Origin of the sequence: Candidatus Chlorohelix allophototropha, from assembly GCF_030389965.1 — a bacterium.
Taxonomy (GTDB): Bacteria; Chloroflexota; Chloroflexia; order Chloroheliales; family Chloroheliaceae; genus Chlorohelix; species Chlorohelix allophototropha.
In genome coordinates, this window is record NZ_CP128399.1 from 1,396,966 (window position 1) to 1,412,517 (window position 15,552).

Here is a 15,552-nt window from a genome sequence, read left to right on the forward strand (position 1 = left end):
GCAGAAAGCTAGCGACATGTCATGTCGTGCTTATACAAAAACGCAGATTCAAAGCAGAAATATTAAAATGTGTACCATCTCTTTAAGGCTAAGAGAACGGTACACTAATGTTTCAGGAGAGCAGCATCCTTACCCCTATTAAGCAGTTACCAAACCTTCTCTAAGGGCGAATCGCACTATCCCTGTAATATCAGTAACGCCGATTATTTTCATTATCTTGGAGCGGTACAAATCTGCTGTTTTAGGACTCAGGTGTAATTTTTCGGCAATCTGCTTACTGGTTTTACCTTCTGCAATCAGCTTCAAGGTTTCGCGCTGTTCGGGTGTCATCAGGGCAAGCAAGCTAGGGCAAGATTTCACCGCTTTTAAATAATCCTTGATGAGACCACTCGATACGCGAGGGCTGATGAAGGTTTGTCCGGCAGCTAGAGCATCCAACGCAATTTGCAGTTCTTCCTTGCTAAAACCCGCCAAGAGAATTCCGGCAGCGCCTTTTTGCAGCAGCGACCAGAGAGATGATTGGTCATCCTGCTCTGAGATAACCAGAATGCGATGATTAGGACTTTGGTTCAACTCACCGATCATATTGAAATTGTGAGTAGAGGGCTTAGCCAACCCACAAATAATGGTAACAGGTTCGCTTTCAACGGGGAGTTCCTTTGTAGTGCTAACCTCTTTGAAAAGCGAATAATTACGAAGTTGGTTTAGGATTCCAACAACGCGCATTTTATTTTCACGGCTTAAATCAAACAAAATTATTTTGCTCACAAGCTTACTCTATTTATTTCAATGTAATTGTTTTATTCACAATGATTGAATTATAGTAAACTACGCGCCGATTTACAAGATGTATTTCATTACTCATCGTTAATGATACAAGGTCATTATACTTACATTTTATTAACAGCAATAATCTTCCATAAGCACTTATTAAATCTAGTTTCCTAGAATTGATTTATTATATTATTTATCTATATATAATATAATTATAATCTATATGATAGCTTCGGCTAGTTCTATTCACCTCTTTTATCGATTATTAGATAGTTCGCCGAGATTTGAGAATAAGAGGAAACTTACTTTTAGAATTATCTGTAATGATTCCTTAAAAATAGATTAGGAAAACACCTGATGCATTCCCAAAATAGGTTTGGTATCTTAGTAGTATAGAATTTCTGATGTTGGGAAAACCTTATTTCCCACCTAGCACTTTGTTCTTGTAGAAGATCGTGGAAACTCATGCTTTAGCCTCCCAGTGATCAGTTGAGGTCTATTTGTTCTAAGCAGCATTTTGGGATAGGGGTGCTAAGTATGAGATACTTAAATATATTACTGGCAAGTGCTTCACCTGAATTCCTGATATCGTCCAAACATTTTATCTCGTCCTTACCGGCAGTTGATTATGTAACCAGTGTAGTGGCAGCCAGTTCGATATTTGAAAAGCTGGCTGTAAAAGACTTTGACCTTATCGTATTAGACGCTAGGTTACCGGATATGACCGGTATCGATGTAGCAAGATTAGTAAAACTACAAGCGATGCCACCAAAAATAGCGTTAGTTGCTTCTAATGATTACGAGTTTTATCTAGATACAAATACATCCACTAATATAGACGGTTTTATTGACCGGACTGAGTTCGTAACACAGTTTCAATCTTTACTCGAATCTCTCTTCCTTCTGGAGAAAATGGAAGGGGATGACAATTAACTCAAAGACATTGGACAAATAAAATTTAAACGAGGCTGACTATGTGCAGTTTATCGCGCCTAGTCGGTAGCATTGTTTAGTTTACCCTCCGAGTGTGGCGGATAGGGAGAGTTTATTTTGCCTCTTACTATTTCCATACCCACTAGATAATTTTTGGCTGTCATTTTTGGTTTACCCATACTCCGGTTTAATTACCTTAAGTTAGTCGTGCCTATCAGAAAATTCCCTTAAGCTGAGGATCATTCTTCAGAATGACGCAGGCTTACTAATAACAGTAGATTTTCTACGAATACATTGGTCGTAGTTGTCTTAGGTTTGCTTTATTTCTCGGGGAAATTTTCCCCGGGAGATAAATGCATGCCGTAGTTCTTCGATTCGAAGGAGTAAAAATGAGACGAAGAAGAAATCCCAAAATCTTGTTGAGGCTCGCGCTGATAGCAGTGATGATAATTACTGCGATGCCTGCCCTGCCATTCGACAATATAGTTAGTGTTGCAGATGCTGCCAACACTAGAATCCTGAAATTACAGGTAATCAGCGCGCGCGACGAGCCAAATTGGAAAAACGCCGCTGGTACTGTGGTGGGAGTCCATCAAGGCGATATCGTCCCCAACTATAAATTTATTATTAACCAAGATACGTCCGGCAATCCGTTGCAGGCGCGTTATCCCAATTGTTCGCCATTTACCGACGCGACCAATACTACAATCAATACTAACTATCCGAATAATTGTAATTGGCCCTCGATTCATCAAAACGACGCATATAATCCGATTGTAGCGCAAGGCACGCAAGCCAACTTGAACGCTACCACCGGGTTGAACTTGACGGGTTTACCCAACGGAAATTACCTAATTTCGGTTTGGGCAGATGGCTACAAGATCGATGGCACAAATTTCAGTCTTCCTCTGACAGGCGCTTCAGGACCTACCCTTGGGCTAGTAACAGTAGCAGCACAACCCTACCCGCTACCTCTCGCCGCTATCAAACTCCAAACCTTTGAAGACTGCAACACTGTAAACGGGCAATTCGACTCGCCGGGTGAGGAATCTACGCCGGGCGTGGTTACTTGCACTTCAGATCAATTCAAACTTGACCTGCCTAATTTCAAAGGGAAACTTTTTGATGTATTGGGCGAAGTAACTACCGATTGGTTCGGCAATCCGCTCTGTACAGTGTACGCCGCAGATGCAGCTAACACCATTCCGGCGCAAAATCCCACCAATGGTAATCTCCCTGTTTACCTTGACCCCACCAGCGGCAGACCTATCGTATTCAAGTTAGGCGCAGGTTGCCACCCCGATACCGATGGGGTAATCACTTTCAACAACATGGGACCTAACCGCTATACTTCTCAGGTAGTGCCACCGGACGGCAGCAATTATATCCAGACTACGACTCTAGAAGGTAACCATGACTACGACGTATGGACTCAGGAAGGCGCGACCGGTTTCGACACCGAAATGATCGGTCCCGGCGGCGAGCCTGTGCCTCCCACGCCTTTTGGTTATGTTTCTCCTACCAACAATCCTACGCTAGTTAAGGCCCCTACCACCGGAACCGCCGCAGACCTCGGTTCTATTAAAGGCTGGATACGCGGCTCCAAAACCTACATCCCGCAGCAAGGCGGCTTGCCTTATAACGGTCAAAACGGTGGCGTAGGTGCCAGCGGTACCAAAATTGACCCTAAACCGATAACCGACGCAGTAATAGCCTTATCTGCTTTGCAGGGGGGCGACCGCCCGGTTTATATTGGAATGGCAAACACCGATGGTACATTCCAGATTAACAATGTGCCAAACGGCGACTACTCGCTGACTTATTGGGATAAATCCCAAGAGTTCTTGCTGGACACCTTGAACGTCACCGTTGCTAACGGACAAGTCGCCGATACGGGAACTTTGTTGTTAGCGGGTTGGTGGACTACCTTCGAGGGAAGAGTCTGCATTGACCAGAACGGCAATGGCAAATGCGAAGCAAACGAACCGGGCATCCCCAACGCTCCTGTACAATTACTCTCTCGCGCTAATAATACGTTGGAACGCGGTATTTCCGCTGTATCCACCGATAACAACGGCAACTATATTTTCCGCGAAGCCTACCCGATGACCTTCTGGTTAGTCGAGCAGGTTTATATGGATCGTTTCAAGACGGTAGGTGTCACCTATCAGGCCGATAATGACCCGAATGAGCATACCATTCTGGGAGTTGGTCCGGACGTGAGCGTTTTCCCGGTTATCGGCTTGAGTGGTCGTATGGACTGGGCATTACAGCCGTATAACCTCGCTACTCTGGAAAACGGCGGTATTGTGGGTACGGTTACTTACGATAGCACCCGCAACGAGCTAAACGCACGCGAGGCTGTTACCGAAATCTACCAACCCGGTATTCCCAACATCCCTGTGCGACTCTATGCCACTACTTCCTGCACACCTAATCCCGCGCTTACCAGCGACCCTACTTGTACCTCTCCTAATGGTGACGGTAAGTTTTACCTGACCAATGCCACTACCGGCGCATTAGTTAAGGGACATCAACTCAACGAGTATATTTCGGAACAATGGCAACGCCCAACAGATTGTACGCCGCTGGATGTCAACGGCGCTCCGGTGGTTCAATTGGTAACCCCACGCACTACCGGTAAAGATTGCCTAGAAGCGCCTTTCATGGGCACTCAATTCCAGACCGGGTTCTCCACAGTGGACGGCAACTATGGCTTTAGCACCGTTTGGCGTTACAACAGTAACGGTAACCCGGTTATGTTAAACGGCAAACATGTCGAAGACCCGATGCCAATTGGAGATTACATCGTGGATGTAAATATACCCAATGACAAATTTAACAAACCCCAGTACGAAGTTACCAAAGAAGAAGATGTCAATATCTTCACCGGCGATGCCTATACCCCCCAGGTACTGAATCCACCTTGCGTAGGACCTTTGCATGTGGTTGACGTAAAAGGAATCCTACCAGATGGTGCGAACGCAGTAGATAATCCGGCTTTTGCAGCGGGTGGCGGTAGCCCCTTCGAAGGCAAGAATATGCCGCTTTGCGATGCAAGGTTATTTCAGGTGAAACCCGGTAAAGCCGCTTCTGGTAACTTTAACCTGTTCACCCAAGTGCCTATACCGGGCAAGCTATGGGGGTTGATTAATGATGACTTGAACCTTTCGACCAATCCTCAAGACATCATGTTTGGTGAAAAACGTGGGTTGGCGAACGTACCGGTCGGCATCTACGACTACAGCAACCGCCTGATCACCACCGTAATGTCGGACCCGAACGGCTTCTACGAAGTCATTCTACCTTCGACCAGCACCTATAACTGTCCGCTTCCGGCAGGTCCCTGCCCGAACGTTTACCGTCTGGTAGGCAATGACCCCGGTCAACCCGGTAACCTGAACCCATACTACAACCCGCAATACCGCACCATTTCGGCTTCCTTTGAAGTGTGGCCCGGTCTGGTAATTCCTGCCGACCACGCGCCGATAGCAATTGGTTCGATGATTGCAACTCCCGGTTCGCAGAATAACCAACCTGCTCAATGCAAGTTGGATACCACTACACCACAGATATTGGCGGTTGAGAAACCTTACATTCGCTTGACCGATACGGCAGCTAGCAAACGTATTACCATTAACGGTACTGGCTTTGGCACTACTGCCGGACAGGTATTGCTTGACGGTGTTGCTGTACCGATTGTTGCCGGATCGTGGCAGGATGGGCGCGTTGTCATGAACCTTGCCAATTACAACACTCCGGGCACACATCAGCTAGTGATTAAAGATAGCAACGGGCAGTCAACCGTTACTAACCTAACCTTCCACGTACTCGGTACAGTTGGTCCTAACAGCTACACTCCTACGTTATACGAAGTTGGATATGGAACGCAGTACGGCAAGTACAACTTAAATAATTACACCTTCCCTTATACCAACACTGCTGGTAAAGGACCAATCCAAACCGCCTTGGATGACGCTGCCACCAAAACACAAGCCTTGGTAGTGGTGTATCCGGGAACGGGGAAAATTCCTACCAACCGGAACGGCAATAGCTTGTTCAATGCCAACGGCGCTTACTTTGAGAACCTCGTGATCCATTCCAATGTTAAGTTGCAGGGTGTGGGACCCGGCGGTTTCCGCAACCCCAACAGCATTTTGAATACAACGGTCAACGGTACGGTAATTGACGGTCTCGCTTTCGGCGACGAAACCTATGGCGACACCTGGCGCACCAATTATTCGGGGTTGGCAGGTGCAACACCGCTAGGTGAAGGCTCAGTTATTACCGTAATCGGCAATAACAGCTTTAACAGTACAACTTGGAAAGCCTCTATTGATGGTCTCCTTATCACCGGTGGCGATCAGATGGGACAGAATAGTAAAGCTAATTCAGTACCCGGTGGTGTAGTAGTGACGCAGGGCGGCGGTATCTTCGCCTACAACAACGCCAATAATCTGCAAATTACCAATAACATAATTCGCAGCAACGGCGGCGCATACGGCGGCGGTCTCCGGGTAGGTACACCTTTTGCTAATAGCAGCAACGCCAACCTGAAGGTTTCCTACAACCGGATTATCTCCAGCGGTGGTACTAATCTAGCGGGTGGTATCGGTCTCTTTAACGGTTCCAACGGCTACGAAATTGACCACAACGATGTTTGCGGCAACTATTCGGGAGAATACGGCGGTGGTATCAGTCAGTATGGCTACAGCCCTAACGGCAAGATTCACGACAACCGTATCTACTTCAACACCTCCTTCGACGAAGGTGGCGGCATATTCCTTGCCGGAGAATTACCGGCTAATCCGCTAGCTTTGTCGGCTGGCACAGGTCCGGTTGATGTTTACAACAACCTGATCCAAGCTAACTTGGCGAATGATGATGGTGGTGGTATCCGCTTGTTGATGGTGGAAAACTTCCCGATCAACCTCTACAACAACATGATTGTGAACAACGTCTCAACCCATGAGGGTGGCGGTATCGCAATGGATGATGCGCCAAACACTCGTATCTATAACAACACTATCATGAAAAACCTAACCACCGCAACGGCTGCTACCAGCAACGGACAACCGGCACCCGCAGGTATCTCTACTACCGGTAACAGTTCCATATTGCAGGCAACTTTGCCAATCGGTTCACCCACTTTCAGCAACCCGCTGTTGTTCAACAACATCCTGTGGGACAACCGGGCAGGTCAGTGGAACCACACTACCCTGCAATTGCAAGGCATCGGTCTCACTGGCGACACTAGCCCAATCAACTACTGGGATATGGGAGTAGCGGACGGTTCTGGACAGTTGTCACCTACCAATTCAATATTGCAACCGACAACTAATCCGGGTGTAATCGCTAGCCCTACCAACATTTTGTCTGACCCGTTGGTAGTGGACAGCACTTACAACGTGAGCGTGGCGGTCTTCCCGTGGCGCACCAACCCCACTTTTACCGGTGCAACTGTTGTAGCGCTAGATTTGCCAGTTAACCTGATGGGCAACTATCACCTATCGGCTACTTCTCCGGCGCTCAATCTGGGTGCCGCAAGCAAAGTAATTCCTTCTTACCAAGTGGTGAATGGGGTTACTAACCTGGCTGCGCCAGCCTTCGATATTGATAACCAAGCACGCCCATTAAACGGCGGGTTCGACGCAGGTGCAGACGAACGCTAGTAAGCAGGAACCAACTTCTCTTCGCTCGCTTCCTACGGGAAGTGAGCGGGGAGGGGTGAGGTATAAAAAGGAGATGAATGTAACATGAAAAATTACAAGCCTCTACGCAATGTCTCCCGGCGCCGGTTCCTGGCTCTGGGTGGTGGCGCGATGGCAGCAGCAGCGGGCTTAAGCGCATTGCCCGTCAATAGAGTTTTAGCCTATAACGATTTACTTGCACCCAATCAGGCAACCTTGCCTTTAACCTTCGATATGGTGGCAACCGATGGTTGGATTGCCCTGCCCGGCTCGCTTAACCCTATTCCGGGCGTAACAACCTCATACTATCCCGACCCTTACGCCGCCGCGAACGGCAACCAGCAAGGGCAAACCACCTATATCTTCGGTTTTCGGCAAGTTCCGACAGGTACTGACCCGCTAAGCCTTAAAGGACAGGCGCAAGCCAGCGCCCCTTTACTCTATGTGAATGAGAATACCGATGTAACCATCCGTTTGACCAATGCCGGATTACAGCAACGCCCTGACTTAGTTGACTCGCATACGATACATTGGCATGGCTTCCGCAACGCCATTCCCCTGTTCGATGGTGTACCGGAAATGTCGATTTCTGTACCGATCGGGCAAAATTTCACCTATTACTATAAACCCATCAATCCGGGTACATATATGTACCATTGCCATTTTGAAGACGTAGAACACGTGCATATGGGCATGACCGGTGTAATTTTCGTTCGCGCTCTCCAAAACACTGGGATGATGCGATCAAATCCGGCAGACCCGATCAACAGCACCCTAGTCCCGGCTGTAGATTCCACCAATACGCCTATTCCGTTAGCGCGTCTTGCGGGGGGTCCTGCTAGTTCACCACTCGGTTATGTCTACAACGATGGGCTTCAGCCGACCGACCCTAACTCATCCGCTTACGACCGTGAGTTTACGATTTTCCTTTCAGAGGTATGGGCAAAAGCACACTATAACGACGCTCATATCCAACCAACCGATTGGAGCGAGTACGCTCCCGATTTCTGGCTGATGAACGGGCGTTGCTATCCCGATACGCTCGCACCTAGTAGCAATCCACTCGTAGCTCCTAGCGACCCAAGACTCCAGTTCCAACCGATTTCGTCACTGGTTACGGCGAATGAAGGGGAAAAAGTGCTGCTACGCGCGGTTTCACTGGGTTACCAGCAATCTTCATTGAATATAACCGGAATAGATTTGCGATTAGTGGGCAAAGATGCGGTATTCCTCCGATCAAATACCGATGAAGCCCTTCGTACCGGCATCCCGCGTATCAACCCGGTTAATACCGAGTTCAGCACCAACACTATTTATATCGGACCCGGTGAATCAGTTGATGCAATATTTATCGCGCCTACTTTCAGTGGTGGAACAGGAACTAGTGGGTTGGGCTATGACACCTACCTGTTCTACAACCGAAATTTTGCCAACTCAACCAGCGGCAGTTCATCGAGTTACGGTGGGCAAATGACCGAAATTCGAATCTACCCGGCGGGTACTTTACAGTCTCAGACTGCCCCTAACTATTAGTATTTCAGGTTTCCGGTCTCGGCTTTCAAAGCCGCAATTTGAAACTGATTAAGGAGATTAAACGATGCGTCTAGCGCAGAACAAGATAAATCTTAAAAGGGTGAGCCTGGGGCTAGTGCTGTTGATGGTTGCGATGCTGGTAGCGACCGTGCCAACCGGTAGCGCAGAAGTCAAGGCTGCCACCACACCACCCAAAACCGGGTTGATATGTACCACCGGTACATCACCTAACCCTACCTTTAGTCTCACCGCTCAATCCGGTTATATTACTTTACCGGATGGCAACATTTCGTTTATGTGGAGTTACGCCCCCACCGGAGGTACTTTCCAGTTGCCCGGTCCGTTCCTGTGCGTCAATGAGGGCGATCTGGTAACAATTGTACTAAATAACAAGTTGCCGGAAGATACCTCAATCGTTATTCCGGGTATGGAAGGGGTAATGGCAAACGGCGTGGCTGCCCAACCCCAGTTCGATACAACCAACACGCTGACTTCGCTGACCAACGTAGCGAAAGCTAACGGCGGTAGCATCACTTATACCTTCACTGCCGGCATGCCGGGTACTTACCTGTATGAGAGCGGTACTGACGAAGGCAAACAGGTCAATATGGGCTTGTTCGGCGCTTTGATAGTACGACCGAAAGCCACGGGTTTACCTGTTATCCCCGGAACCGCCTACGCCTACAACCGGGCTGACAGCATTTACAACGCAGGTAACGAGTATGTGATGATTACTTCCGAGCTTGACCCTGCTCTGCACCAAGCGGTGGAAAACGGGCAGGCTTACGACATTACCCAAAACCACCCGCGCTACTGGATGATCAACGGGCGCAGCTTCCCGGATACGATTGCCGATAATGGGGCGGCTTGGCTTACCACTCAGCCTTACGGGGCGATGGTACACATGCAACCGTATGACCCTAGCGCCACTTCCGCTTACCATTATCCGGCGATGGTGCACTATTTAAACGTGGGTATGCTAAATCACCCCTTCCACCCCCACGGCAATCACGGTCGTGTAATCGGACGTGATGCCCGCCCGTTGGCTTCGCCAGCTGGGGACGACCTATCCTATGAAAAGTTTTTGATCTTGCTGGGTTCGGGTCAAACTTGGGACGTGCTGTACCAATGGTCGGATGAGTACCACTGGAATGCTGCTACCAATCCGATTCCGGTAACTGTACCACAGTTGCAGAACCTGACTTTCAAAGGTGGCATTACATGGTATAGCGGTAGCCCCTATCTAGGTGTTCAGGATGGTCTGCCAACTGGCACAACTTCTTACAACCAGTGCGGTGAGTACTATCAGGTCTGGCACAGCCATGCTTTGAACGAAGCAGCAAACTATGACCTAGGCTTTGGCGGTATGTTCACCCTTCAGCGAATTGACCCACCGATGGCGCAACAGGTGAGTAACAATCGCCTGTGCAATTAGGAAGGATTTTGAAGAAGATGCAAATAAATTTCAAGCAAATTCTGAGGGCGGGTATGTCGCTGTTGCTGGGAATCGCGGCTTTGTCAGGGGCATTCGCTCTGACAGCCTTTAACCAAGCAAGCGCGGCTCCCGGAGAGGCAAATTTCGGGGTGATACGTAACCCACTGCCTCTGGCGGCAACATTGCCACCTGCAAGTTGTACCTTGACCGGTACGGTACGTGCCTGCGACCTGTGGGCTACAACCGGAACAATTAATGTACCCGGATTAGCTACACCGATTAACATCTGGGGGTATTCAACTACTCAGACAAGCGCAGCTACCTTACCGGGTCCCACTATTATTGCTAATCAGGGTGAAACGCTCCAGATTACCTTGCACAACACCCTGCCCTACATTACCAGCCTCTCTTTACCGATGATGTTGGGCGCGCCCGACCTGAACGGTATCGGAGCGGGTAATGTTACGCCAACCAGCAAAACCTATACCTTTAACAACCTGAAACCCGGCACCAGTCTGTATGAAGCCGGATTGGCTAAAGGTGCAAACGGTAATGTACAGGTAGCGATGGGTATGTTTGGCGGTTTAATTGTGCGCCCTACCGGGCAACCGCTTCAGGCTTATGACGCAAACAGCACGTTTACCGATGAAGCCTTGCTGGTTTTCAGCGATATTGACCCGGCGTTGAACGCAGCCCCTACCACCTTCGACCTACACACCTACGCGCCCAAGTACTGGTTGATTAACGGGCAGGCTTACCCGAACACTGCGACTATTAGCAGCGCAGCGGGCAACAATGTTTTGTTGCGTTACCTAAACGCGGGTCTGCGCGACCATGCTATCGGCACTATGGGTCTCCATAGTTGGGTCTATGGGGTGGACGGTAAAGCCCTGAAATACCCCTATCAGGTGGTAGTAGAAACCATTGCCTCTGGTCAGAGCATGGATTTGATTACTACCATTCCGGCAACTGCTCCGGCAGGCAGCAATTTCGCCCTGTATAACGCGGCTAACCACCTCGACAATAGTGGGGCGCGTACCAGCACAACAGTAGCAACCAGCCCAATCAAGTATGGTGGCATGCTTACCTTTATCAATGTGAGCGGTACTCCAAGTGGCGGTACTAGCGGTCCGGTGGTCAGCAACGCTACCGTTAATCCGAGTACGGCTAACGGTTCGGTTAATGTCGTGCTAAGCGCCAGCATCGCGCCTGCCTTTGCCAGCGCCGAATACTTCATTGACACGATTGGCACTAACGGAGCGGGTATTGCTATGAACACTACCGGCTGCCCTACCGGAGCCAATGCTTGCGCTACTATTACTACCGCTACACTGGCAACCCTTTCTAACGGTAATCACACTTTCTATATCCACGCCTTAGGAACAGGCACTACCGGAGTATATGGCGGGTTTGGTTCGGCAACCCTGAACTTGTCGAAAACCGGTCCGGTTGTAAGCGGTACTGTGTTGCCTACTCCTGCCAACGGTAGCGTTGACGTAAACATTAATGTTCACGCCGATAGCACCAGCACCAGCAACCTGAATGTAACAGCAGGTGAATACTTCCTTGATCCGGTCGGCACACCTGCTACAACTACTCGCGGTACAGCGCTTACCCTTGGTCCTGCCGGAGCAGCGCCGATCACAACCTTGACCGGTGCAATTCCTGCGGCTACTGTTACTGCTTTGAGCAACGGGACACATACCGTAGCAGTACGCGCTCAGGATGCGAACGGTTCATGGGGCAACTTCGCCAATATCACGGTGACGGTGGATAAGATTGGTCCGACAACCAGCGCAGTGACAGCCTTGCCCTCACCAAACAACGGTACGGTAATGTTCGACCCTAACACTCCGTTCAAGGTAACTGCAACGGTTTCAGATACCGCTGGTGGTAATTCAAACATCGTAGCAGCAGAAGCCTATGTGGACAATACCACCAATCCGGCGGCTTCAATCCCGATGCTTCCCGTCACCGGGTTCAACTTCGGTAGTTCTGCAAGCGTGAATGTGTACATCACTATCGCGCTTAACGACATCAAGCAACTGGGTCAAGGGCAACACACGCTTTTTGTGCGGGGGCAGGATGCTGCCGGTAACTGGAGCGCGTTTGCTTCGAAAACCTTTATTGTTGATGTGACTTCGCCTACTGTTACTGGATTAACTGCTACAGCAGTCACGAATAGAAGAATCAGACTGAACTTTACAGCCACCGACCCGGTCAATACAGCCAAGGCACCAGCAACTGTTTCAGCGCCTGCTTCCAATATCGTGGCAGCAGAATACTTTGAAGGCACCGACCCCGGCGCAGGCAAAGGTACTGCAATCACCCTGCCAGCAGCAGGAACAACCTCTAAAACCGTAAGCTTTACTACAACTCAACAGTTCAGCCGTGGCACGCATACTCTGTATATCAGAGTTAAGGACGCAGCGGGTAACTGGAGCGTAGTGTACTCAGTAAGGGTTACCGTTTAACGGCAAAAGGGACGGGACTCGTTGAGCCTGTCCCTGAATTGGATTACAACAAACAGTTCCAAGTAACAAGTTCCGGGCTTAGGTCCAAGCCTGAGCCTGGAACTCCATTAAGCCAAATCAGGCAACTTGGAAGGTAAGATTTGGCATTTGGAACTCATAACAATGTAGTGAATAAAATAGAATTTGGAACTTGAAAGGGATTTTACAGAAATGGAAAAAGTAACCGGAAATAGCATCAAAAGCCGTCCAAATTTCGCGCTTTTTACTCGAATCGGCGCAGTGGCGCTGTTGGTTTTTATAGTTGCGGGTGCGCTATTTGTCATAATGAACCAGCAAAGCCCCAAACCAACACAAACAAACGTGCCACCTATGCCAACTAACCCCCAAATTGAAGAGAAGTGGGGCATACGAGTCACTCAGATTGGCGTAACAGCGGATGGGGGTATGGTAGATTTCCGCTTTATGGTGATAGACCCTGAAAAAGCTTTGAATATGATGTCCGTACCGGATAACTTGCCTATTTTGGCGGCGGAAGATTCTGGGATATATGTAAACTCGGCTGCAATAATGTCCACTCGCCACGATTTAAATGCCGGTGGAATCTATTTTATGCTGTTCCGCAATACGCAAGGGGCAATCAAACCCGGCGGTAAGGTAGTAGTGCTATTCCCTGACGAACAAAAGCTTGAACATGTGGTTGCTCGCTAGCAATAAGAGGCGTAACTCTTGTAATTCGAGGAATTGAAATGTCAAAGCAGCAAATTAGAGCAATATCAGCATTACTGGCTTTTAGTTTCGCATTGTTTTTCGGCAATATGGCGAGTGCATCGGCGCACGCGATTTTAATTCGTACTGACCCGCAGGATGGGGCAAATCTAGCAGAGACACCAAAGCAAGCGCACTTGTGGTTTAACGACCTAATCATTATGGATTTTACGAGCGTCGAATTGGTGAATGATGAGGGGCAGCATCTTCCGGCAAAAGCGTTGCGACTCAATACCGAAATGACCGCCGCTGCCGTCAAAGAATACGACAACCCGAAAATTATGGTACTGGAGGTGGATTTACCTGAATTAACCCCCCACGCTTATCGTCTGGACTGGAAATCGCGCAGCGCGGACGACCTACATACCATAACCGGCACAGTTATTTTCGGAGTGCAACACTCGATAGCGCCGGAAACCCGAAAAGTTACTGAAACTACGCCACCTCCGCTAGAAGTTTTTATGCGTTGGCTCAGCTTTGGCGGGATTTCGGGGCTTGCCGGGGCGTTTACCTTAAGCCTGACCATCCTACCCAAAGCTCGAAAAAAATTAGAGCAAGAGGGAGAGTTCGCAATTCCAGTACGCGCCAGATTAATGAAATTGGCAGGTTGGTCGGGATTGTTAGCCTTTGTAGCCGGATTAGGGCTTTTATTGGTGCAAGGCTTTGCCGGAGAAGGCGGAGTGGACGGTTGGTGGGTGATAATTTCGCGTACCGCCTATGGGTTGCGCTGGCTAATCAGTCAAAGTTTGTTACTAATACTGGCGGTTTTATTCCTGAAAGCAGTGAAGCCTGAGAAATTCAGCCAGTCTGTTGTCCGGGTAGCAGTAATAGCCTTGACATTGGCTTTGCTGGTAGTTGAAGCTTTGAACGGACACGCCCCTGCTGAAGGGGTTTCGGGGCTGAGCCTGAGCATAGATGTAATTCATCTATTGTCCAGTGGAATGTGGGTAGGCGGATTGTTCGCGTTGGTAGTAGCGGTAGTGCCGCTCCTACACAAGAATCAGGCGGGAAGAGCCACCGCAATTGCGATGCTAAAACGGTTCAGCGGAGTTGCCGCCGTAAGTCTAATTGCGGTAATTGCCAGTGGGCTTTACAAAAGCGGTAAGCAGGTTGCCTCTATCGATGCGCTGCTGGTTACTTTGTACGGGCAGGCGTTGATGCTAAAAGTATATTTGGTGCTTTTTATGGCGCTGCTAGGGCTGGTAAATACTGCCGTGCTACACCCGCGAGTGGGAGCTTTTCTGGGCAAACTTTTGCGAAAACCGCAAGACTGGAAACCCACTTCTTCACGCTTATTGCGCCGAACTATTCTAGTAGAAGCGGGAGTTGCCACACTGGTGTTACTGCTGGCAGCATTGATCGGAACTTCGCAACCGGCGCGCGGTCCTGAGTTCGAGCCACTCTTTACAGGTGAGGCATCGAGTAGCCTAACCGCAAACGCCAACGATCTAATATTCAATCTATCCATTAAACCTAATCGTCCGGGGCAGAATTTTATCTCTATAGGGATTTTCAATTCGCGCCGTCCCGCCCCTGCCCCAATAGAATCGGTAGCTGTAAAGCTGGATTCACCGGGACAACAAGGCAGTGGTATTACCGTAAATGCGGAATCTTTAGGCAACGGACGTTATCAAATTGCGGGCGGCTATCTAAATAAAGCCGGGATTTGGAATTTAGCGTTGGTGGTTAACCGTCCCGGTATGGAAGAGACAAAATTGAGCGTACCATGGACGGTTGCCGCCGGAGAAGATGCCAGCGAGAAGCGTCCTGTAATTGTATCAAACCAATCTATTGGGAGTTTACTGGACTGGGCAGCCGCGTTGGTAGCGTTGCTAGCGTTCACCGGGCTAGGCGGTTGGCGGCTCAGTAAGAAATTATCTTGGAATTTTAATAGTTTTCTGTTATTCAAAACTTTGAGACAAACCCGCTCAGAGCGAAGGGAGTAAAT

8 protein-coding genes are annotated in these 15,552 nt (G+C 49.0%); 7 read left to right on the plus strand and 1 reads right to left on the minus strand.

Annotated features, from left to right (window positions below; genetic code table 11):
• Positions 1 to 138: 138 nt before the first annotated feature.
• The gene (locus tag OZ401_RS05865) at positions 139 to 768 is read right to left on the minus strand and encodes a LuxR C-terminal-related transcriptional regulator (protein WP_341469775.1); all 630 of its coding nucleotides are present in this window, start codon (positions 766 to 768) and stop codon (positions 139 to 141) included.
• A 543-nt stretch (positions 769 to 1,311) separates the two neighbouring features.
• Here OZ401_RS05865 and OZ401_RS05870 point away from each other — a divergent pair.
• The 7 genes from OZ401_RS05870 to OZ401_RS05900 all read left to right on the plus strand — a co-directional run bounded on the left by OZ401_RS05870 (position 1,312) and on the right by OZ401_RS05900 (position 15,550).
• The gene (locus OZ401_RS05870; RefSeq protein ID WP_341469776.1) at positions 1,312 to 1,707 is read left to right on the plus strand and encodes a response regulator; all 396 of its coding nucleotides are present in this window, start codon (positions 1,312 to 1,314) and stop codon (positions 1,705 to 1,707) included.
• A 389-nt stretch (positions 1,708 to 2,096) separates the two neighbouring features.
• Positions 2,097 to 7,379, plus strand: a complete 5,283-nt coding sequence (locus OZ401_RS05875) for a hypothetical protein (protein WP_341469778.1) — start codon at positions 2,097 to 2,099, stop codon at positions 7,377 to 7,379.
• Positions 7,380 to 7,463: 84 nt separating this feature from the next.
• Positions 7,464 to 8,930, plus strand: coding sequence for a multicopper oxidase domain-containing protein (locus OZ401_RS05880; RefSeq protein ID WP_341469779.1), 1,467 nt, complete (start codon positions 7,464 to 7,466; stop codon positions 8,928 to 8,930).
• Positions 8,931 to 8,994: 64 nt separating this feature from the next.
• Positions 8,995 to 10,365: a multicopper oxidase domain-containing protein gene (locus OZ401_RS05885; RefSeq protein WP_341469780.1), complete on the plus strand. Its 1,371-nt coding sequence runs from the start codon at positions 8,995 to 8,997 to the stop codon at positions 10,363 to 10,365.
• A 17-nt stretch (positions 10,366 to 10,382) separates the two neighbouring features.
• Complete coding sequence (locus OZ401_RS05890; RefSeq protein WP_341469781.1) at positions 10,383 to 12,839, plus strand: multicopper oxidase domain-containing protein; 2,457 nt, start codon at positions 10,383 to 10,385, stop codon at positions 12,837 to 12,839.
• 210 nt (positions 12,840 to 13,049) lie between these two features.
• Positions 13,050 to 13,547, plus strand: coding sequence for a hypothetical protein (locus tag OZ401_RS05895; RefSeq protein WP_341469782.1), 498 nt, complete (start codon positions 13,050 to 13,052; stop codon positions 13,545 to 13,547).
• Between the two features lie 38 nt (positions 13,548 to 13,585).
• On the plus strand, positions 13,586 to 15,550 hold the full coding sequence (locus OZ401_RS05900; RefSeq protein WP_341469783.1) for a copper resistance CopC/CopD family protein: 1,965 nt from the start codon (positions 13,586 to 13,588) through the stop codon (positions 15,548 to 15,550).
• The last annotated feature ends 2 nt before the right edge of the window (positions 15,551 to 15,552 follow it).

Excerpts from the sequence above, each read along its gene's own strand:
- OZ401_RS05870 (WP_341469776.1), top strand. The coding sequence starts at position 1,312 with ATGAGATACTTAAATATATTACTGGCAAGTGCTTCACCTGAATTCCTG.
- OZ401_RS05875 (WP_341469778.1), top strand. The coding sequence starts at position 2,097 with ATGAGACGAAGAAGAAATCCCAAAATCTTGTTGAGGCTCGCGCTGATA.
- OZ401_RS05880 (WP_341469779.1), top strand. The coding sequence starts at position 7,464 with ATGAAAAATTACAAGCCTCTACGCAATGTCTCCCGGCGCCGGTTCCTG.
- OZ401_RS05885 (WP_341469780.1), top strand. The coding sequence starts at position 8,995 with ATGCGTCTAGCGCAGAACAAGATAAATCTTAAAAGGGTGAGCCTGGGG.
- OZ401_RS05890 (WP_341469781.1), top strand. The coding sequence starts at position 10,383 with ATGCAAATAAATTTCAAGCAAATTCTGAGGGCGGGTATGTCGCTGTTG.
- OZ401_RS05895 (WP_341469782.1), top strand. The coding sequence starts at position 13,050 with ATGGAAAAAGTAACCGGAAATAGCATCAAAAGCCGTCCAAATTTCGCG.
- OZ401_RS05900 (WP_341469783.1), top strand. The coding sequence starts at position 13,586 with ATGTCAAAGCAGCAAATTAGAGCAATATCAGCATTACTGGCTTTTAGT.